Below are 21,300 nucleotides of genomic sequence, written 5' to 3'. Positions count from 1 at the left end.
ATGACGTACCCACAGGTTTCACGTAAAAAAAAACAAAAACCTCGCTAAAAAAGGTTTAAACGAGGTCATATATTCTGTTTTTACTGTAAATTGGAGTTGTGCAACAGTTACACATGTTACATGCTGGCGCTTTTATAGAAATCTAATTTGTAAGTTCAATTTGAAATAAAGTTTATCATTTTCTTTATAAATACTTCCGAAATCGTGTCTCGAGCTACTTGCAGTTTCAAACTTTGTATTTGAATAAAGATAATCTTCAAACTCGTTTCGGTTATAAATATGATAACACAAAACTTCGCCATCTTCTTTTACAACTAGATATCCTCCAGTTGCATCAAGTTGTCCAGTCCAAACTTTTGATGGCATCATCCCAAGTGCAATATCCGTTATAAATCGTTTGAATTTATATTTGTAAAAAGGATGATTATTCTCTAAATCAAAGTTCAAAGGATTTGTTTCTGTAACACAATTTATTAGTTCGATGCTTTTTGATAAGCTGGAAGTAAAGAATTTTTTAAGTGTTTCCGAAACGATTTTTGGTAATGCAGAATCAATTAAAATTAAATTATTTCCAAAAATTGAACTTTCGGTTTTAATAAAACTCAAAGAACCACCTAATGAATAAATTTCTTCAATTCTATCTTTGATTTTACTTCTTGTATCAATTGAATTTATCGAATTAATTTGTTCTTCAGATAAATTTATGTTTTTGATTTCGTATATGAAATTAGTAGTTTTTCCAGCATTTAATAAAGTAGAAGCTCCACCTAATTGTGATTTTATACTAAAACCTAATTCGGGATTCGTTCCAGTTCTTTGGTCGTGAATAACAATTTTAATATCGCTTTTTACTGAAGATTTAGCTTTAATTGATTGACTTTGGTATGAATTAATAAATGCTTCAATTTCAGGAATTGAAAAAGTAGCATTTGTTTTTTCTTTTAATTTTTGTAAGAGCAAACTTGCATTTTCTTGAAAATTTGAGATTGAAATTCTAAATTCTTCTTCTTCTTTTTTAATTAAAACAATATCATTTTCATATGAAAACTCGAAAGTTCCATTTGACTCATCTCTTAAAACTTTAATAATTGGAAATATTAATGATTCAATTTTATTTAAATCACTATCTCCAGCAAATAATTGTTTATCAGCAATAATTTTAAGAAGCGCATAAACTTCGCTCCATTCCCCTTTATTTCCAGTTATCATTTAGTTTTCAGCATTAGTTTAATAATTTCGTTAGCAGTTGCTTGAATAGCTGGTACGGCAACGGAGTTGCCGAACTGCTTGTAAGCTGATGCGTCAGCAACTGGAATGATATAATTATCTGGAAAACCTTGTAATCTAGCCCATTCTCTTGGAGTCATTTTACGGATGCCTTCACGATTTACTTCTCCTTTGATTTTTGTTGTCGGAGTGAAATCAGTAATTCTATGGTCTAAAACTAAATTTCTTTCACGTCCCATTCCTCCACAAACAACAGCGTTTGCTGTTTGATTATCTTTGATAATCTCGTAACCAAAACCATTTCCTTTGTTTTCGTGTCTTGCTTTATGATTAACAAGCGTTTGAAGATATTGAGTTGATAAATAATATTTAGTTTCAACAACATTCTCTTCTTTCACGTCTGCGAAAGTTGCATTTTGATTCGTTGGTTTTGGGTAATTGAAATTATCAACGCACGAATCTGGATGAAAACCAACAATATAGATACGTTCTCTATTTTGTGGAACGCCAAAATCTTTAGCATTAACGATTTGAGGTTCTGGAACAAAATACCCTAAATCGTTTCGTAAAACATTTAAAATTGTTTCTAAAGTTTTCCCTTTATCGTGGCTTCTAAGACCTTTTACATTTTCTAAAAAAAATGCTTTTGGTTGTTTTAGTTTGATAATTTCAGCTACATCGAAAAATAATGTTCCTCTTGTATCTTCAAATCCTCCACGTTTACCAGCAATTGAAAACGCTTGACAAGGAAAACCTGCGCAAAGGACATCGAATCTGTCTGGAATATATTGTTTAGTTTCTTCTTTTGTAATATCACCAAATGGAGTTTCACCAAAATTAGCACGATATGTTTTTTGTGCTTGTTTATCCCATTCGCTTGTAAAAACACATTTCCCTCCGAGATTTTGTAATGCTAATCGGAAACCTCCAATTCCAGCAAATAAATCTATAAACTTGAATTTGGGATTTTCTATAGGTTGAAATGGAACATTTTCATTGTTGAAAAGCTCTAATTGAAAATTACTTTCAGTTACATAATTTGCGTAATCTTCAGAAACGTAATTTTTTAAAATTTCGTTGGTATATTCGATTGCATCACTTTTATAAAATTGTGACACTCCGTTTTTATTGTTATGAAGATAATGGGTTATCACAGCATCTTTAACATCAAAGTCAACGATAGGATTTTTTCTATCGTTTCTAATTTTCTCAAGTGATATTTTTTCCAAAACTTTCATTAATTCAATTTCTCTATAATTGATTGCAATTTACAAAAAATAACCGATGATTTTCAGATTAGGGATTTATGCGCAAAGTTTGGATGCGCTTGCATGTAACGTTCTGGATATTGGTGATGCAGGGAAAATCGAAGCCGAAACTTTCAATTTTGCACTGAGGCTAGACAAAACGAATTTTATGAGTTGAATTTATATCGTTTTGGAGGTGATAGAAGTAGAAACATTGAATTTAGCACTTTAGCCTCTCCTTTGGCAATATCTTGTTATCTAAAGTTTTTAATATTTTAGAAAGGTAAATCATCATCATCTGGTTCACTTTGAATCAGTGACTTATCAAATTTAAATTCTAATTGATCTTGGTTTTCCAAAATCCAATTTTCACCTGATTCACTTAATTTACATGCAATATACTCTTGTCCATTATTCCATTCATCTTGATACATAAATGTTTCAATTAGTTTCATTTTTTCAAGCGTTCTTATCCCAACACTCGTCGCAATGTCAGTATATCCCGATTTATTCATTTGAGATTTTAGATTGTATACAGAAATTGAATCGTTCTTGGATATTGTACTCTCTGTAATAAGTATTAGCAAAGCTAGTTCGTGACTTTTTAGTCCTTTTACTTCTTGAAGAGGAATTTGTTGTAGTGTTTCTACTGCCTTATTCTTATGTTCTGTAGCTTTAATTTTAGCAGTTATTCTTTTAGCCAAGTCAGTAAAATCACTTGGTGAACCAGTTTTATATGTTATTATAAATCTGTGTTGAATGTCAAATGGAAATTTGCCAGCTCTTTCTTCAGAGCAAACCATGATAATATTTTTACCACAAGCAAAGGCATACCCTAATTCATACCATACATTTGGATTATCTGTAGAAATTTCTGCAAAACAAAAATCACATTCTCGTATTTTAGTCTCTATATTTTCAATTGGGATTGTTACACTATTATCTTTATCAACTCTATAAGCTTCATATCCTGCTTCCTTAATTGCAGGTTCAAAAATATCTTTATATCTTTTATCAAATTTATCTCCATCAAATGGCTGGATTACAAAACATGTTTTCATTTGTGTGGTTGTTTTTATAAATTGCTGGTATAATTTTTTTTACGAAACTACTATAGCATTAGCTTCGTATAAATAACAAATATATAAATTAATCTAATTTATAACCATTATTGTATAAACAAACAAAGACTTCTAATAGAAGCCCTTTCTTTAATTAATTTAATGTGTTTACGTATAAATAAAAAACTCAGGTGAACTTTTAACCTAAAATCTAAAACCTGAGTAATAAATGAACGTCATGCCTATGACTTATATTCATTTCGAATTTAAGATTTTTATTTTAAACTAACCGTTTTTTTAATTATTTAATATCTTTTACTTTTTTCACAAACTCCTCGTAAGTTTCAGATTTTTCATTGTCCCAGTTTGTTGGTTCTATTAAATCATAAATACTTACTCTTAGTAATTTTGCAATCTCAATTAGTTCTTCTAGAGAAGGTTGTCTTTTATTATTTCTCCATAATGAAATAGTAGATTCAGACTTACCAATAAATTTTGCTATGACTCTATTTTGAATTTTTTTCTCTGTAAATACAATATCTAGTCTATTTATTTTCATAATAATAAAAACTTTTTAATAAAAGTTTTGCGTTTAACGTAAAACTTTATATATTTGTTATAATAATTAAGCGACATAAAACATTAGCTAAGTTTATCTTAGCTCAATAATGTCTCTCATGAAAGAAAACCGCTAAATTCCACATGAGATGATATGGGTTCGCCAACTTCTATTAGATTTTACTATTTTTGTAATATATCTAATAGGGCGAACTTCATGTAAATCTTTGTGGAACTATAACGAAAGTTATAGTGGTTCTTAGCGGTACCTCTTTCAAAGTATTGAAGTTCGTCCTTATTTCTTCTATACTTTATTGAAAGACAATCGCTCTTAAAACCCAACACAAAATGAGAACGAAACAATTCATTCGTAAAAAACCGCCAGACAAAGTCTGATTGTTTTTTCAATTCTTTTAAAGAACAATTCTCCGTTTTTATAACGTTTTTAAAACACGGATCGTAAAGCAAAGGGCTATCCTTTCTTTACACACTCTCTATCAGAGCCTCGGTAAGGAGACTTTGACAGTAACTGTTATACTCTTTTTTTTCGCACATTAAAAGTAAATCCTTTATTGCCATTTTCCAAATTTATTGGGGTTCTGCTACCTTATTATTAGTATTGAGATGTTAGAATTTAGTATTAAGAGGATTCAATTATGTACAGATTAGATTTCTCGAAATGACAGAATATTAGAGAAATAATGTGTTAAAAAGAGTTAAAATCCTGTATCGGTGTATATCGAAAATGACACTTTTCTGTATCGGTTGTGTATCCGCGCTGTATCCATTCTGTATCCATTGTATATGCGTTCCGTATGGTTTGTTCGTGGTTCGTGTATCGGAAGGGATAAGATTTTTGATTTACGAGGTGGGATTTAGGATGTAAAATGTACAGATTAGATTTTAGATTCGAGATTCGAGACGCGAAATTCGAAATTCGAGGTGCGGGATTTGAGAATTTATATGACAATGAATTTGAATATTGAATAAGAATAAAAACGTAAAACGTTAAGCGTAAAACTTATAACGTAAAAATAAACCTCTTTCCCTAAAACAAAGTTGGCGCGATGTACTGGAAAAGGAGTGGCTTTTAAAACTAATGTTGAATTAAAAACTTATGTAAAATTATGAAAGAGTAAACAGATTCACACTCTATCCCCCGAAGACAACACAATAAGAAAGTAAATGATCTTCATAAAGTAATTAGTGTTAATTATTAGTTTTCATTTATTAATGTATTTTTTAAAACCTGTTGGAGGGGGATATTTTAGGAGGAATATAGGATAAACAGGCACGAATGCGCGCGCGCGTGATAATAGAGATGAGGTTCTGAACATAATTACGATAATAAGAAGATAATTTGTAGTTCATTATTTTATTACTTTCATTTTTTTTCTTGATAAAAAAAACGAAACAAAAAAAATCAAGTCTATGCTTACAAGTCGGTCAATAACGGCTACTCGCTAAATGCTTTAGAACATTCGCATATGAAATGCGAACATAAATCATTTTTAACGCTCTTTACGCCGAATTGACACTCGACTTTTCAGCAAGGACGGTTTCTAAATTCTTTGGTAAAAGTGAATTTGAGTATATAAATAAGAGTTAAAAATCCGACGATTTAGAATCGAAATGACAACGAATTTGAGTATTGAAAAAGGATGAAAAACCGGCATTAAAACTCTCACGTTAAGAAAATGGTTGAATGTAACGTTAAAAAGGTTTTAGCCCGCAGGGTTTGTAAAATCTTTAGTGGAATGAGAACATTTTTAGTAGAGAGGTTTACAGCCAAGAGTTTTTTGATTACTTTTTTGCTCATTTCCCCGTAGGGCATATGAATTCCGATAATTAAAATAGATAAGCTATGAATAAAAAAGTGATAGAAAGAATTTTACATTCATTTTTTCCTTGATGAGAAAACATTTGAAATTAAAAGGAGAAGCTCCAGTGGAGCTTAGGTAAAATTGTTACAAGTTGATTAATAATTATATGTTCATTTTTTCCTTGATGAAAAAACGAACCAAAAAAATCAAGTCTGTGCTTACAAGTCGGTCAATAACGGCTATTCGCTAAATGCTTTAGAACATTCGCATATGAAATGCGAACATAAATCATTTTTAACGCTCTTTACGCCGAATTGACACTCGACTTTTCAGCAATGACGGTTTATAAATTCATTGTTAAAAAAGGATTTGAATGTTTAAATAGGATTAAAAAAATGTCATATGATTTGGAGGCGAGTGTCAAAAAGTTGAAGTAAATGGTTAAAATGTTTTACTGTTTGCGTAGCAAATGATTTAAAACATTGAATGGCTGAAACTTATTTTGACCGTCGAAAATCAAAGACAAGTCTTTTTTCGTTAGTTTTTTTGACGAAAAAAAGTGACAAAAGATTTCTCGATACCTCGAAATGACATATTAGATGCGATTCTGAGACAAGCCCAGAATGACAAAATTTGTTATTAAAAAGTGGATTTGAATATAAATAAGAATAAAAACGTAAAACGTTAAGCGTAGACCGTAAAACGTAAAAAAAAACAAAAACCCCTTTCCCAAAAACAAAGTTGGCGCGATGTACTGGAAAAGGAGTGGATTTTAAAACTAATGTTGAATTTTAAAAAACTTATGTAAAATTATGAAAATATTTTACTTTAAACTCAATAGGCATATAATAAGTGTGCTATTGGGATTGGTTTGTGCTACACCCCTATTTGCACAAACAGGAAAAACCGTGACTGGAACGGTGAAAGATCATAACCATTTGCTCTCTGGCGTGGTAGTAACAGAAGAAGGTACACAGAATAGTGTGCGAACTGATGCGAATGGATACTATTCGTTGACCTTGCAACATGATGATGCTAAACTAATTTTTGAGCAATTGGATTTCCCTATTCGTGAAGAAGAGGTACTGAATAGAAGCGTGATAAATGTAAGTTTCATAAAAGAAGACGGGATTCAGCTAAAAGATGTAGTGATAAATGCAGGGTACTATGCTGTAAAGGACAAAGAACGTACAGGGTCTATAGCACGTGTAACGGCTAAGGAAATAGAGAATCAGCCCGTGAATTCTGTTTTAGATGCTTTGCAAGGTCGTGTTCCTGGTTTAGAGATTACACCAACTTCTGGAGTGGCTGGAGGTGGTTATACCATTCGGATAAGGGGTCAAAATAGTATTGCTGCAGGGAATAATCCTCTATTTATAGTAGATGGTGTTCCATTTGACACCAATTCGATGGGAGATAATATAACAAGTGGAGGATTATTCTTGTATTCATCTATAAATCCTTTAAATTATATCGATCCTCAATCCATCGAATCTATCGAAGTTTTAAAAGATGCTGATGCAACCGCTATTTATGGATCTCGTGGAGCTAATGGTGTCCTATTGATTACCACTAAGAAGGGCAAAGCGAAGAAAACAAGTATTTCTATAGATGCGTCTACCACTGTTATTAATGCAACGAAGCTTCCTAAATTACTTACTACCGAACAACATCTAGAAATAAGGAAAAAAGCCTTTGCGAACGATGGTGTAACGACGTATCCTACGACAGCCTACGACATAAATGGAACATGGGATCAGACCCGATATACGGATTGGCAAAAACTACTTATTGGGAATACAGCTTTCAATCACAACATTCGCACGTCTATAAACGGTGGAAATGAGCAAACTAATTTTATGATAGGTGCTAATGTAATGAAAGAAACTTCTGTTTTCTATGGTGATTATGCCTACAATAAATTGAGCTTTTTTTCGACACTAAACCATAAAACAGCGAATAACAAACTAAAATTGCAATGGACCACTAATTATGGACAAGATAAAAACTATTTGCCTACACAAGATTTGACAAGAATTGCAAGAACGCTTGTTCCAAATGCACCACGGTTGTTTAATGAAGATGGTAGCTTAAATTGGGAAAACAATACTTGGACAAACCCACTTGCAGCACTCAATGCCAGTTACCGCAATAATACACGTAATCTAAATACAAATCTGAATACAAGTTATCAGTTGATGGATAATATTGTTTTACGATCTAATGTAGGGTACAATCGATCAGATTTAGATGATAGTCAACTTAATCCACACACCATTCGCAATCCTGCTTTTGGTGCTACAAGTCTACAATCATCTAACATGACTAAAAATTCTGGTCAACATGAAGGATGGCTAATAGAACCCCAATTGGATGCCAATTTTAATTTAACTGCTTCGAGTAAACTAAGCGTATTAATTGGTGGGACTTTAAATAGTCAGACAACAACAAAATTAGTGATACTCGCTGATGGCTTTACAGATAATAAACTAATAAATGTATTAAGCGCAGCTAAAGATGTGATGATATATAAAGATACTGAAGAGCAATATAAATATGCTGCTCTGTATGGAAGGGTAAATTATAATCTACACGAAAAATACTTTTTCAACTTGACAGGACGACGAGATGGATCGAGCCGATTTGGTCCTAATCATCGGTTTTCTAATTTTGGTGCAGTTGGTGCAGCTTGGATGTTTTCCAAAGAAAGTTTTCTACGTGACGTATCATGGTTAAGTTTTGGGAAATTGAGAGGAAGCTATGGGGTAACAGGAAATGATCAAATTGGAGATTATCAATACCTAAATACCTATAACATCAGTCAAAATGGATATGATGGGAATATACTATTGACAACAGCACGTTTGTATAATCCTGATTTTTCGTGGGAGAAAAATAAAAAGTTGGAATTTGCTTTAGAAACAGCATTCCTAAAAAATAGAATTAACCTAACGCTGAATTATTATCAAAACCGATCAAATAACCAATTAGTTGGCTATAGTTTACCTGCTATAACTGGTTTTACGTCTATACAAGCGAATTTGAATGCAGTTGTAGAAAATAAAGGTTGGGAAATGGATTTGCAAGTTGTTCCTATAAAATCGGCTAAATTCAACTGGTCAACTTCGTTTAATCTTACTATTCCTAAAAATAGATTGGTGGCATTTGAAGGTTTAGAAAATACGTCCTACGCTAATTCCTATGTGATTGGAAAATCATTAAACAGCAAGAAAATATATCATTTTGAAGGCATTAATCCAACAACTGGCTTGTATGAGTTTACTGATTATAATGGAGATGGTAAGATAACCGCCATAGAAGATAAACAACAAGTTGTATCACTAGATCCTTCTTTTTATGGTGGATTCTTCAACTCTATTTCTTATGAGAACTTTAATATAGATATCTTTTTTCAGTTTTCTAAGAAAAAAGGATTTAATGAATTCTATAATTATGCTATGCCTGGCACAATGAGTAATCAGCCTCTATCTGTGGTGAATGGGAATTTACAAAATTACTCAAGTGGCTCAAATTCTAATGCAACTCTTGCATATTCTAATTATATTAACAGTGATGCAATCGTAACTGATACTTCTTTTATTCGGTTGAAAAACGTTTCATTGTCTTATAAACTTCCTCTAAGTAAAAATCAATCCAATCAATATGTGATTTATGCGCAAGGTCAAAACCTATGGACATGGAGTAAGTATAAATACGGTGATCCAGAGCAGACAACTGGTTTTCTTCCTCCTTTGAGAAGAGTTTCGATAGGGTTTAAAGCTAATTTTTAATCACACAATTATGATAAAATATCAAAACATAGTAAGCTATTCTTTATTCGTTTTCCTAATAGGAAATACGATGATAAGTTGTGAGAATTTTGTGGAATTAGATTCTCCAAAAGGACAATTGAACCAAACAGATGTATTTGAAACAAACCAAACGGCACAAGCCGCCGTTACTACTTTATATGCACTTTTACGTGATAACAGCTTAATTGCTGGTAACTTATCTAGTGCTGGTTTTTACATGGGAATATATTCAGACGAGCTGGATAGTTATGCTGCTCCTAATAGTGTTGCAGATTTATTTTATAGACATCAAATTATTCCTACAAATGACGGTGTAAAAGGGATTTGGACAAGTTCATATAAATTAATATACGAATGCAATGCGGTAATAGAAGGTGTAGAAAAATCAAAAGGATTGACAAAAGAGCAAAAGAAACAATACAAAGCTGAGGCACTATTTATCCGTTCGTTAGCATCCTTTTATTTAACTAACTTATTTGGAGATATTCCATTTATTACCACAACAGATTATACCATTAATCAGAAGAGTTCAAAAACAAGTCATCAAAATGTACTTCTTAAAATTGAAGAAGATCTTATTGAATCTAAACAACAATTAGGTGAGCTTACGTCAGTTACAAGCAATCTTAGGGCGAACAAATATATCATTACTGCATTATTAGCACGTCTATACATCTACCAAGAGAAATGGGAAAAAGCTGAAATTGAGTCGTCTGAACTTATCAATTCTGGAAAATTTCAGTTAGAGAATGACTTAAATAAAGAGTTTTTGAAAGAAAGTCGTTCTACACTATTCCAATTAAAAGCTAAAGCTGAAGGTGGAAATTCTAATGAAGGTGGTATATACATTTTTGAGGCTGGTCCTCCTCCTAATGCATCTTTATCCCCTCAACTATTTGAATCTTTTGAGCCAACTGATTTGAGAAAACAACAATGGACAAAACAAATTACTACTAATGGGAAAAATTGGGTAATGCCCTTCAAATACAAAGAGAAGTATGTGACAACAACAAGTAAAGAATATACCATTGTTTTTAGACTTGCTGAACAGGTTTTAATTCGAGCTGAAGCACGAATGAGATTAGGCAACTTGAATGGAGCAAAAGGGGATATAAATAGTATTCGAAATAGAGCTGGATTAACACCTATCACAACTTCATCTTCTCAAGATATTTTTGAAGCTATTATAACGGAACGTCAACATGAATTGTTTACAGAACATGGTCATCGTTGGTTTGATTTGAAACGATGGAAATTGGCAGATCAAGTTTTAAGTCCCATAAAAGCAAATTGGAAAGCAACTGATGTATTATTACCAATTCCAGAGGCCGAACTCTTAATTAATCCAAATCTATTACCACAAAACCAAGGCTATTAAGAAGTTGTACTACAAATACAACTTCACAAAAAGGCATTCATACAAACATCACAATTAGTACCAATGGAAAAAATAAGTAATATAATATTCCTCATCCTATTGGGATTGATTCTCTCGACCTACGACGTCTTTGGTCAAGAGATAAATAAGAAAAAATATACTCACGATTTAGACAGTATATGGTCTACTAATACTACAATTCGTAATATAAGTGCTAACGGAAATTGGATTGAAACCTCTGAATCATTTTTAGGTAAGAATATCATTCGATTAATTCATTCTTCTACTTCTAAAACCATAGAAAGAAAAAATACAAAAAAGAGTTTGTTTTCTAATAACGAACATTTTGCAATCCTTTTAAGTGAAAGCAAACTTGAAATAATCGATTTAAGAAATTCGAAAAGCGTTCTTGTTTTGAATAAACCAATTAAAAAAGTAGAATTTGATGCAACCAATCAACAGCTTGCCTATTTAACAACTGATGATGTTTTGACATTATTCGATACCAGATCAGAAAAATTTGTTACAAAGCATAATGTTTCCAGCTTTAGTTGGAGCCCTGCTTCATCTACATTGGCAATTCTTTCTAAGGATGGTAAAACAGTCAGTTTTTATACCTCAAAATTAGAGGCTATTGATCAGCTATCAAGTGATACAGGTACGTACATTTTTAATGATCGATCTCCTCTAAATAATTGGAGTAAAAATGGACAGTATTTTTCATTTCTTGAAAAAGAAAATGAAAAGATAAAAATAGTTCGTTACGCATTTCAAACAAAAAGGCTGAATTTCATCAATGTAGAAAATTGGTTGAAAATAAATCCTTCTCATTATTTTATGGATGAATCTGTTCGTGTTTTAACGGATGGACAATTTATTGAATTTCAACTAAATGAAAAAAGTACCGAAGATTCTTTAAAAGGAATTGAAAAGTGGTCTACCAATGATACGTGGGATTACCTCAAAGATAAAAGAATAAAAATACAGGATGCGTATAAACGATTAATTTGGTCTGTAGATGAGTACAATACTGTTATGGAAATAAAAGGAAAACAATTTTCTATTGATCGTAATGTCCCTTTTGCTTTGACAATTGATAGAAAACAGTATGAACCACAATATAGATATTTTGAGATTGCAGATGTTTATTTAAATGATTATCAATCAAAAAAATCATATAAAATAATCGATAGTCTGTATACCAACCCTAATTTTATTTCTGTTTCACCAAATGGGGAGTACATTGCTTATTTTAAAACAAAACATTGGAATTTGTATGATGTAAAAAAGCAAACACATAAGAAGCTAACAACAGTTCTTTCTCAAGTTTTTTATGATAGAACTAAAGCAGAAACTGACAAACCGCCTTTTGATCAGCCCTATTGGTCAGAGGATGGAAAATCTATTCTACTAACGTCAACCTATGATTTGTGGCAGTTTAGTATAGATAAAAATGAAGTAAAGCAAATTACCTTTGGAGAACAAAAAGAAGAACACAATCGTTTGGCATCTATCAATTTAACGAACTCATCAAATCGTAGTATTGACATGAATAAACCACTGATCATTAAACTCCATAAAGATGATCAGTCGCATGGAATAGCGTTCTTAAAAAAGGGAAAAGTGATACATTCTTTTAGAACTGATGCCGAAATCAATCAAATTTACAGTGATAGCAACAAAAATAAATTGTATTATAGAAAAGCAAAATACAATGAATCACCCTCTATTCATGAACTTTCCACTAATCATACAACGCGTCTTGTTTACCAAAGCAACTCTAAGCTAAGTGAATACGACTTAGGTTTTTCTAAAAATATAAACTATACATCTATAAATGGAAACGTGATGAATGGGGCTCTTTTATACCCTTCTCAGTACGATTCAACTAAAACATATCCTATGGTTGTGTACATTTATGAAAAGAATTCGTTTAAAGTCAATGAATTTACTTTACCATCTAAAAATTCACCTATCGGATTTAATTTCATGAACTATGTAGTAGATGGCTATTTTGTTTTGTTACCCGATATAGAATATGAAATTGGAAACCCGGGTTATTCAGCTTTAGTCAGTGTAGAAAATGCGGTAAAAAAAGCTGTAGAACTATCGACAATTGATCAAAAAAGAATTGGTTTAATTGGACATTCATTTGGTGGGTATGAAACAGCCTTTATTTCTACACAATCAACATTTTTCAAAACAACAGTTGTTGGTTCAGCTATAACCGATTTGATTAGTTATTACCATGATTATAATATAGATAATCAGTCAGATCAATTATGGCGATTAGAAAATTACCAATTAAGAATGGGTGATAGTTTATATAATTTAAAAGATAAATATTACAAAAACTCGCCTCTTTATCATATAGAAGAATTACAAATACCAGTTTTAATATGGACAGGCAAAGAAGACTATAATGTAAATTGGTACCAAAGTGTGTATTTTTTTATGGGAATAAAACGATTAGGAAAAAAAGCCGAATTACTTTTATTTGATCATGAAGGACATACCTTAAAAAATAAAACCAATCAACAATTTTTATCCAATAAAATAAAAAATTGGTTTGATACGTATTTAAAATAAAAGAACGGAGCATGATGCTCCGTTCCTATTTAAATTAGACTTAAATATTTATTGACGATATAACGGAATACTACACGAAGTTTCTGATAAATCTCTCAATTCAAAAACATCTTTTTCAATTCCATTTTCGTTCACAGTACAAGGTAATCCAATTGTTGCTGAACAATCAACTTTTACGTCATCACAATGATTTGTTGCAGAATTGTAAATATATCCTGTCATCGCTTCTTCTTCACTATTTTGAGAAGATTTACTTTCAGTGGCAAATGCAAAAGCAACAGCCATCATTCCTACCCCAATTGGTAGCGCTTTTTTTAGAAAATTTGTTTTCATCTTGTATAATTTTAATGTGGTGACTTACTCTATTGTACAGGTTTTCGGTCATCCCCTGCGTTGCGCAACGATTTATTTTCTTTTGTTATAGATATAAAGTTCATGATCTACAATTGCAAATATTTTGTTTTTGTAAATAGTGAAATTTCTTAGTTGATTTTTAGGCGAATGGTAGAGGTAAAAGCTATGGGTATAGGTTTTGTTCACCAAATCATATTCATCTATAATACTTGCCCCTTCTATTTTTTGTTCGAAATTGCCTAATCGATCAGTCGATATATAGAGTTGATTACCATAAGTAGAGGCTAATTTGTTTACAAGTAAGGTTTGTGGTCCTAGCTTATATTGTTGTGTTTTTTTATAATAGGCTACATCGATCTGAACTTTAGAAATAGTATCAATGGTATTTCCTGTTTTCATTTCAGCTAATTCAGCTTCAAATTCGAGGTACTGATTCTTGTAGTAATAGACGTAAATAAACTTTTCTAATTGAGAATTCCATAAGAATGTGCCGTCCGACTCAAATGTACCATCAAGTTGTTTTTCTAGACTGCCATAGTTAAGCTGAAGTTGATGCTCTGATAACAATCCCAACACATTTGCCTTTACTTTGGTACTATAAGTTGCTATCCCAAACTTAGAAGAATCTGCGACCACAAATTGATTATAAAACACATCTCCTTTAGAAATGGTCTTTGCTTTCCAATCGTCAATTTTACCCCGAAGTAAAATACCGACGGAACCGTCTCCTAAATAAAAATAAGGTGTTTGTACATAAGCAATCACTCTTTTATAAGGCAACTTATATTGATCAATTTCTAGTTTTATATCCTTCATTTGATTAGCGAGATAATCATACCTTTTAAGAAATAAAGGTGTTTCTGTATTGGCTAAATAGAGATGACAACTATCAATTCCTGCTATATAATAACCAGTTGATTCTAAATTGAGTGTAGTTAGTTTTTCTGCCAAATGCGGAATGTATTTACGCGTAAACGCATTGTTATACTGAGATTTTTGTTCAGATAAACCATATAAAATGGTAACACTAACAATTCCAATTAAAATAAGAAAGAATTGTTGAATGATATAACGTTTCCATCTTTGAGTATTGTTTGCTATCCTAATGCCAATTAAAGCTAATCCTACAAAGACACCATTAAAAATCAAATGTTCCGTCCATCCCATCTTTTCTAAAACTCCACCACAAGAACAAGGCGTAAATGCCGTGAAATGTAGAATAATTACAATATAGGTGGTGAACATCACCATTAAGAAAAGTGAAATCTGTAAAGCGAATGATCGGAATCGCTCAAACACCAAAAGAACAGCTGTTGCAAGTTCTATGGCAATAATACCATACGAAATAGGAATCGCATAACTGGCTAATAAAGGCGATTGTCCTAATTGCGTTTGAAAAGTTTCAAAATCCATCAGTTTGCTCACCGCCGCATAAATAAACAACACAATAAATAGGTAGCAGATGAGTGATTGGATAAAAGGAAAATATTTTCTCATCTTAATGTGTTTTAAGGTTTAAAGTGAACTACTCACCTCCTTCTTCAGTACGTTTGATGTAAGGATCTTTATCTTTTGGTGGATCAGCTTCTTCTTGAATAGAATCAGCAGTAACGATACTATCCAATTCTATATGTAAATCTGATTCGCGTTTTTGTTCTACAACAGATAAACCATCTGATCTTAATTGTGGAGCTTCCTCCTCCTCTATACATTGATAAAATAGGAAACTAATGATGCTAATGAATAAATAAGTTTTTGTTTTCATAGTCGTGTTTTTTAGGATTATTTATATTCTTAGCTTAAAATTAGAAGGCATAATGATTAAAACAATAAAGAAGCACGTCAAAAACATAAAGACTATGTTGATTTTATAAAAGTGTCACCTGTAATCGTTTATATTATTAATAAACAATAAATTACCAAATGTTAATTTTTTAATTTACTATGAAAAAAATATCCTAACACGCTGTATAAATGTGTGAAATTTATAAATTCATACATTTCATGGAGTAATCGATTAGTGATTTGTGGTAATTTACAAACGTAATTCAATTAAAATAAGTAACTTACATGAAAATCTACTACTGTTTTCATCTAAAAAAACAATGCTTATGAAAACATCTATACCCCTTCTAATTGGATTTTTATGGCTTATTTTCAACATCGAAAATGTCTATGCAATTGATCAACTAAGCACACAAACAAATGACTTTCTAGTTCAGAGAATTGATTCATTTCAAACCGATAAGAACAATCCCGAAGTTTGGAAGTACATTAATGCTTATATCTTAAAGGCTAAGATTAGCAATGATGGCGAAACTTTATTCTATGGCTATAAAGAAGCTATTTACTATACACAGGATTATTCAACCAAATTAAAATATGCTGATAGTGCGATAGTTGTTGCTCAACAGACAAGGAATAATGATTTGATTGTTCAAAGTTTTCTTTCGAAAGGATTGGTTCATTATCAGTTCAAGAAATTTCAACCAGCCTTAAAAAATTACTTATTGGCTGAAAAGAAACTGAACAAGAAATCATCCACCTACTTAACATATAAAGTCCTTTTTAATGTTGCTTTAATTAAATTTCAATTAAAACAGTTTGAGGAGTCTCATGATCTATTTGCGAAATGCTCTTCTTATTTTAAAAAAAATAGTTCGGATATCAATCACCAAGCTTATTATTTAAATAGCCTTTATTATTCCGTTCAAATTTTACAGGCTCAACATAAATACACCGAAGCTAATCAACTTAATCATAAAGGCTTGAAATTGAGTCAAGATTCGCAAAACGACTATTTTATTCATTATTTTACTTATTTAAAAGGAATTCAGTTCTATTTAGAAAAAGAGTATCAACAGTCTATAACCACGCTAAAAAATGAATTAGATCATTTGAAAAGTCACCACGATTCTAATACACTGAGTTTGGCTTATTTTTATATTGGTAAATCTTACGAGGCAATAAATGAAGTACAAAAAGCAATTATATATTTTGAAAAAATAGATCAACTTTTTAATGAATATGATTTTTTGGATAGCGATGTTCGTGCTGCTTACGATGCCTTAATCCATAATTCTGAAAATAATCGTAATTACCCAAATCAATTGTATTATATCAATCAGTTACTAAAACTAGATCATTTGACTCAGCAAAATACAGTAAAGCTATCTCCCGTTCTCCAAAAAGAATATGATGAAAAAGAACTATTGAAGTTGAAGAAAAATGTTGAATTCAAAATCATCTTCTACCCTATTTTGATAGGTTTTGTGATCATTTTATGTTCAATCGGGGTATTGTATAGTTACAAACGTTTTTTCAAACAGCTTACGATAGATAAAAAGAAAGTAAAAGAACCTCCCGTTATTGAGATTCCTACTGAAGTTGTAAATCATATTTTGAATAAACTGGATGATTTTGAAATAAATCACTTATTTGTACAGAAAACTTTAACCTTAGCTCAATTAGCAAAATCATTTAAAACCAATTCTGCATATTTATCAAAGATTATTAATTCAGAAAAAGGAACTAATTTTTCAAATTACATCAATCAACTTCGAATAAATTATGTTCTTCATCTCCTAATGGATTCAGATCAGTATCATCAACATTCAATTGGTGATTTAGCAGAATTAGTAGGTTTTTCATCTTCTCGTCAATTTTCGAATGTATTCTTTCAAGTAACCTCATTTCGCCCTTATGAATATATAAAACAATTGAAATTCAATTTGAACAAAGACGATTAATAAGAAAAGACATTTCGATACTTCGGTAGACTCTCAAACCGAGGTTCAGTACATTCAAAAAGATAGTAAATACCGTCACTTCGAGTGATTTTTGAAATGTAATGTAGAAAATTGTATCGAGAAGTTAGACATTTTAAAACAATTTTCGTCTTATTCTTCGACATAATCAATGTGACAAAATTCTTTATTAAAAGTGAATTTGAATATTGAAAAAGGATGAAAAAACCGACGATTTAGAATCGAAATGATAACGAATTTTAATAATGAAAAAGGGCGTAGAAACTGGCATTAAAACTCACACGTTAAGAAAATGGTTGAATGCAAAGTTAAAAAGATTTTAGCCCGTAGGGTTTGTAAAATCTTTAGTGGAATGAAAACATTTTTAGTAGAGAGGTTTACGGCCTTGACTTTTTGGTTACTTTTTAGTCAAGTAAAAAGTGACATCAAAGAAAATGAATACCTGAGCCACTCCGTGGCTCCTCCTCTTAATCTCAAATTTTTAATTTCAAATGTTTTTTTGGATGAGTTTCCCCGAAGGGCATATGAATACCAATAATTAAAATAAACAGGAAATGAATAAAAAAATGAAAGGAAGATATGACAAAAAAGAATATTCACCACATAGGTACATACAACTGACATAGAAAAGACATTTCGATACAATTTTCTTTTTCTATGAAACGAAAATTTACTCAATGTGACAACAAGAAAGAAAAAAACGTAAAACGTTAACCGTAGAACATTGACAATTCCAAATGGCAGGATACTCCCAACATCAAGGCAAGATGAAGGCAACATAGTTGCAGTAGAATGTATGTAAACGATTTTTTATATACGATGTAAAATGTATTATGTACAAATTAGATGTGAGATATTAGTATTGAGAGGGTTGTTGTACAATGTATTATGTAAAAAGTAGTATGTATTTAAGATTAAGAATGAGGTTCTGATCATAATTTACGATAATAAGAAGATAATTATTTTATTACGTTCATTTTTTGTCTTGACACAAAAACGAACCAAAAAAGTCAAGACCGCGATTTTCGACGTTCAATTACCATCTCACGCACTAAAAAGATTAAATGATTCGCATACGCTCACTAATCTTTTTTACGCTTGTTTCAATGGATTGAAACTCGTCTGCAAATCGTATGTCGACTCTAAAATCCGTTATAAAAAGTGGATTTGAATATTGAAAAAAGGATGAAAAACCGGCATTAAAACTCTCACGTTAAGAAAATGGTTGAGTGCAACGTTAAAAAGGTTTTAGCCCGTAGGGTTTGTAAAATCTTTAGTGGAATGAGAACATTTTTAGTAGAGAGGTTTACAGCCAAGAGTTTTTTGATTACTTTTTTGCTCATATAAAAGTGATAGAAAGAATTTTACATTCTTTTTTTCCTTGATGAAAAAACATTTGAAATTAAAAGGAGAAGCTCCTGTGGAGCTTAGGTAAAATTGTTACAAGTTGATTAATAATTATATGTTCATTTTTATTCATGAGTTATTATTGTTTTCAAATGAATTCATATGCCCTTCGGGGAAGTCTTGACACAAAAACGAACCAAAAAAGTCAAGTCTGTGCTTACAAGTCGGTCAATAACGACTACTCGCTAAATGCTTTAGAACATTCGCATATGAAATGCAAACATAAATCATTTTTAACGCTCGCTACGTCGAATAGACACTCGACTCTTCAGCAATAACGGTTTTTAATTCCTTATTAAAAGTGAATTTGAATATTGAAAAAGGAATTAAAAAAATCCGGCAATTTAGAATCGAAATGCAATTCAACTCTAAATTATTGGAATAAAAAAAGTTGGAGTGTTTGAGCAAAGCGAGTTGCCAACTTTATGGAAATAATTTATTTAAAATACCTGAGCCATAACATGGCTCCTCCTTTTAATTTCAAATGTTTTTTTGGATGAGCTTCCCCAAAGGGCATATGAATACCAATAATTAAAATAAACAGGAAATGAATAAAAAATGAAAGGAAGAAATGAAAATTAGAAATAAGTAGTACCTGAGCCACACCGTGGCTCCTCCTTTTAATTTCAAATTTTTAATTTCAATTTTTTTTTGGGATGAGCTTCCCCGAAGGGCATATGAATTCAATATTCGTAAAATAAAAAAGAGGATGACTTTAATAAAGATCTAAATAGAAGATTAAAATAATTACGTAAATAAATAACTGTATGATAATAATTTATAGTATTTTTATCTCAAATAATACTATAAAATTAATATTTGAACAGCGATGAATAAACTATTTATTGTAGCGATTGCTGCTACTTTGATTGTTTCTTGTAACAACAAAACAGAAGAAAAGAAAACGGATAATGTTATAGTAGATACTAATCAAAAACAAGATAACACGGTTGCTGATAATGGATTTGACATCAGCAAAATTCCATTTTCAACAGCTGATATTGGAGATTTTCCTTTCATAAATCTTCCACAAGGTTTAAAAGAAATGAACAAACCTTTGGTAAAACAATTTGACATATGTTTTTTTCCTATTAACGGTGTTATGACACCTTTTGAAGGAAAGTTGTATAAAACTTTTGTTTCACCTAAACAAGGAGAAGAATTTTCGCAACATTTCTTTGAAAAAAGTATGGCTGATTATTTACAATCTATCGGGGCTGTTAAAGTGTTTGATGGTGAAATAACCAAAGAAGAATATGAGCGTTACAATAAACAAGATCCGAATAAAGGAGGCGAAGGTGATATGGGATACGCTGGACAAAATATGAAGTTTTGGGTATTACGTACAAAAGATAAAGGAAATGTATATATACAATACCTTTCTAACAATGCAGGTGCTTCGCTTAATGTACTACAAGAAACAGACTTTAAGCAAACTATCACCAAAGTAACAGCAGACGAAATTGCTGAGGATTTGACTAAGAATGGAAAATCTATTTTATATATTAATTTTGATGTTGATCAAGCAAAAATCACGCAAGAAGGTGATGAGATTGTGACTGAAATTGCAAATGCCTTAAAGAAAGATAACACATTAAAAATATCAATTGAAGGGCATACTGATAATTCTGGCGACGCTAAGCATAACAAAAAACTATCTAATGATCGTGCAAATGCTGTAATGCAAAAACTAATTGCTTTAGGTATTGATAAAACACGTTTATCTGCTATAGGATACGGAGCCGAAAAACCATTGGTAGCAAATGATACAGAAGAAAATAAAGCTAAAAATAGACGTGTAGAGTTGGTTAAAGTAAAGTAAAATCTATATATGTTTTAATTTTATTAAACATGAAAAATATTGATACTAATCCGTAGTACATTATTAAAAAAAGTTGCTCCAAACATTATAGAAACTAAAGAACTAGATTCTATACCAAAGAATGTTTAATTCTGATGGTTCTTTAAAATCATTTAATCAAAACTAATCATAAAGAATTTTCAATTTGAATATGCATTCGTCAGTTCGAGTGATTTTTAGAAGTGAAATGAATAAAAATTGTATCGAGAACTAAGA

13 protein-coding genes are annotated in these 21,300 nt (G+C 31.2%); 6 read left to right on the top strand and 7 right to left on the bottom strand.

Translation table 11 applies throughout. The features are described from left to right. Nucleotides 1-132: 132 nt before the first annotated feature. Together N5D03_RS12960 and N5D03_RS12955 are read right to left on the bottom strand one after the other, a co-directional pair. Nucleotides 133-1,209: an HpaII family restriction endonuclease gene (locus N5D03_RS12960; protein WP_280051885.1), complete on the bottom strand. Its 1,077-nt coding sequence runs from the start codon at nt 1,207-1,209 to the stop codon at nt 133-135. Further along, nucleotides 1,206-2,465: a DNA cytosine methyltransferase gene (locus N5D03_RS12955; RefSeq protein ID WP_280051884.1), complete on the bottom strand. Its 1,260-nt coding sequence runs from the start codon at nt 2,463-2,465 to the stop codon at nt 1,206-1,208. The genes N5D03_RS12960 and N5D03_RS12955 overlap by 4 nt, the downstream gene beginning before the upstream one ends. A 46-nt stretch (nt 2,466-2,511) precedes the next feature. Here N5D03_RS12955 and N5D03_RS12950 point away from each other — a divergent pair, with 46 nt between their 5' ends. Continuing rightward, nucleotides 2,512-2,652, top strand: a complete 141-nt coding sequence (locus N5D03_RS12950; protein ID WP_280051883.1) for a hypothetical protein — start codon at nt 2,512-2,514, stop codon at nt 2,650-2,652. A 97-nt stretch (nt 2,653-2,749) separates the two neighbouring features. Here N5D03_RS12950 and N5D03_RS12945 read toward each other — a convergent pair whose 3' ends face one another. Together N5D03_RS12945 and N5D03_RS12940 are read right to left on the bottom strand one after the other, a co-directional pair. Then, entirely contained in the window at nt 2,750-3,535 is a 786-nt protein-coding gene (locus tag N5D03_RS12945; protein WP_280051882.1) for a hypothetical protein, read from the bottom strand. Nucleotides 3,536-3,836: 301 nt separating this feature from the next. Next, complete coding sequence (locus tag N5D03_RS12940; protein ID WP_280050212.1) at nt 3,837-4,094, bottom strand: helix-turn-helix transcriptional regulator; 258 nt, start codon at nt 4,092-4,094, stop codon at nt 3,837-3,839. A gap of 2,634 nt (nt 4,095-6,728) precedes the next feature. Here N5D03_RS12940 and N5D03_RS12935 point away from each other — a divergent pair. The 3 genes from N5D03_RS12935 to N5D03_RS12925 all read left to right on the top strand — a co-directional run bounded on the left by N5D03_RS12935 (nt 6,729) and on the right by N5D03_RS12925 (nt 13,695). Next, nucleotides 6,729-9,707 (top strand): SusC/RagA family TonB-linked outer membrane protein, encoded by a 2,979-nt coding sequence (locus tag N5D03_RS12935; RefSeq protein WP_280051881.1) that lies wholly within the window; start codon nt 6,729-6,731, stop codon nt 9,705-9,707. A gap of 10 nt (nt 9,708-9,717) precedes the next feature. Beyond that, complete coding sequence (locus N5D03_RS12930; RefSeq protein ID WP_280051880.1) at nt 9,718-11,106, top strand: RagB/SusD family nutrient uptake outer membrane protein; 1,389 nt, start codon at nt 9,718-9,720, stop codon at nt 11,104-11,106. A gap of 63 nt (nt 11,107-11,169) precedes the next feature. Continuing rightward, nucleotides 11,170-13,695, top strand: coding sequence for a prolyl oligopeptidase family serine peptidase (locus N5D03_RS12925; protein WP_280051879.1), 2,526 nt, complete (start codon nt 11,170-11,172; stop codon nt 13,693-13,695). A 48-nt stretch (nt 13,696-13,743) separates the two neighbouring features. Here the strand turns inward: N5D03_RS12925 and N5D03_RS12920 are convergent, their stop codons facing one another. The 3 genes from N5D03_RS12920 to N5D03_RS12910 all read right to left on the bottom strand — a co-directional run bounded on the left by N5D03_RS12920 (nt 13,744) and on the right by N5D03_RS12910 (nt 15,814). Then, on the bottom strand, nt 13,744-14,028 hold the full coding sequence (locus N5D03_RS12920) for a DUF6520 family protein (protein ID WP_280051878.1): 285 nt from the start codon (nt 14,026-14,028) through the stop codon (nt 13,744-13,746). Between the two features lie 72 nt (nt 14,029-14,100). Further along, complete coding sequence (locus N5D03_RS12915; protein WP_280051877.1) at nt 14,101-15,546, bottom strand: MauE/DoxX family redox-associated membrane protein; 1,446 nt, start codon at nt 15,544-15,546, stop codon at nt 14,101-14,103. A 28-nt stretch (nt 15,547-15,574) separates the two neighbouring features. Next, complete coding sequence (locus tag N5D03_RS12910; RefSeq protein WP_171622778.1) at nt 15,575-15,814, bottom strand: hypothetical protein; 240 nt, start codon at nt 15,812-15,814, stop codon at nt 15,575-15,577. Nucleotides 15,815-16,160: 346 nt separating this feature from the next. Between N5D03_RS12910 and N5D03_RS12905 the strand changes: the two genes are divergently transcribed. Both N5D03_RS12905 and N5D03_RS12900 read left to right on the top strand, forming a co-directional pair. Next, nucleotides 16,161-17,798, top strand: a complete 1,638-nt coding sequence (locus tag N5D03_RS12905) for an AraC family transcriptional regulator (protein ID WP_280051876.1) — start codon at nt 16,161-16,163, stop codon at nt 17,796-17,798. A 2,254-nt stretch (nt 17,799-20,052) separates the two neighbouring features. Next, on the top strand, nt 20,053-21,045 hold the full coding sequence (locus N5D03_RS12900; protein ID WP_038330653.1) for an OmpA family protein: 993 nt from the start codon (nt 20,053-20,055) through the stop codon (nt 21,043-21,045). Nucleotides 21,046-21,300 lie beyond the last annotated feature (255 nt).

The organism is Empedobacter sp. GD03861 (assembly GCF_029840885.1).
In the GTDB taxonomy this organism is placed as follows: Bacteria; Bacteroidota; Bacteroidia; order Flavobacteriales; family Weeksellaceae; genus Empedobacter; species Empedobacter falsenii_B.
This window is presented reverse-complemented; position numbering and strand designations above follow the sequence as displayed.

Coding starts and splice junctions, on each gene's coding strand:
- N5D03_RS12955 (WP_280051884.1), bottom strand. CDS start 2,465: ATGAAAGTTTTGGAAAAAATATCACTTGAGAAAATTAGAAACGATAGA.
- N5D03_RS12930 (WP_280051880.1), top strand. CDS start 9,718: ATGATAAAATATCAAAACATAGTAAGCTATTCTTTATTCGTTTTCCTA.
- N5D03_RS12920 (WP_280051878.1), bottom strand. CDS start 14,028: ATGAAAACAAATTTTCTAAAAAAAGCGCTACCAATTGGGGTAGGAATG.
- N5D03_RS12905 (WP_280051876.1), top strand. CDS start 16,161: ATGAAAACATCTATACCCCTTCTAATTGGATTTTTATGGCTTATTTTC.
- N5D03_RS12935 (WP_280051881.1), top strand. CDS start 6,729: ATGAAAATATTTTACTTTAAACTCAATAGGCATATAATAAGTGTGCTA.
- N5D03_RS12940 (WP_280050212.1), bottom strand. CDS start 4,094: ATGAAAATAAATAGACTAGATATTGTATTTACAGAGAAAAAAATTCAA.
- N5D03_RS12960 (WP_280051885.1), bottom strand. CDS start 1,209: ATGATAACTGGAAATAAAGGGGAATGGAGCGAAGTTTATGCGCTTCTT.
- N5D03_RS12950 (WP_280051883.1), top strand. CDS start 2,512: ATGATTTTCAGATTAGGGATTTATGCGCAAAGTTTGGATGCGCTTGCA.
- N5D03_RS12910 (WP_171622778.1), bottom strand. CDS start 15,814: ATGAAAACAAAAACTTATTTATTCATTAGCATCATTAGTTTCCTATTT.
- N5D03_RS12900 (WP_038330653.1), top strand. CDS start 20,053: ATGAATAAACTATTTATTGTAGCGATTGCTGCTACTTTGATTGTTTCT.
- N5D03_RS12925 (WP_280051879.1), top strand. CDS start 11,170: ATGGAAAAAATAAGTAATATAATATTCCTCATCCTATTGGGATTGATT.
- N5D03_RS12945 (WP_280051882.1), bottom strand. CDS start 3,535: ATGAAAACATGTTTTGTAATCCAGCCATTTGATGGAGATAAATTTGAT.
- N5D03_RS12915 (WP_280051877.1), bottom strand. CDS start 15,546: ATGAGAAAATATTTTCCTTTTATCCAATCACTCATCTGCTACCTATTT.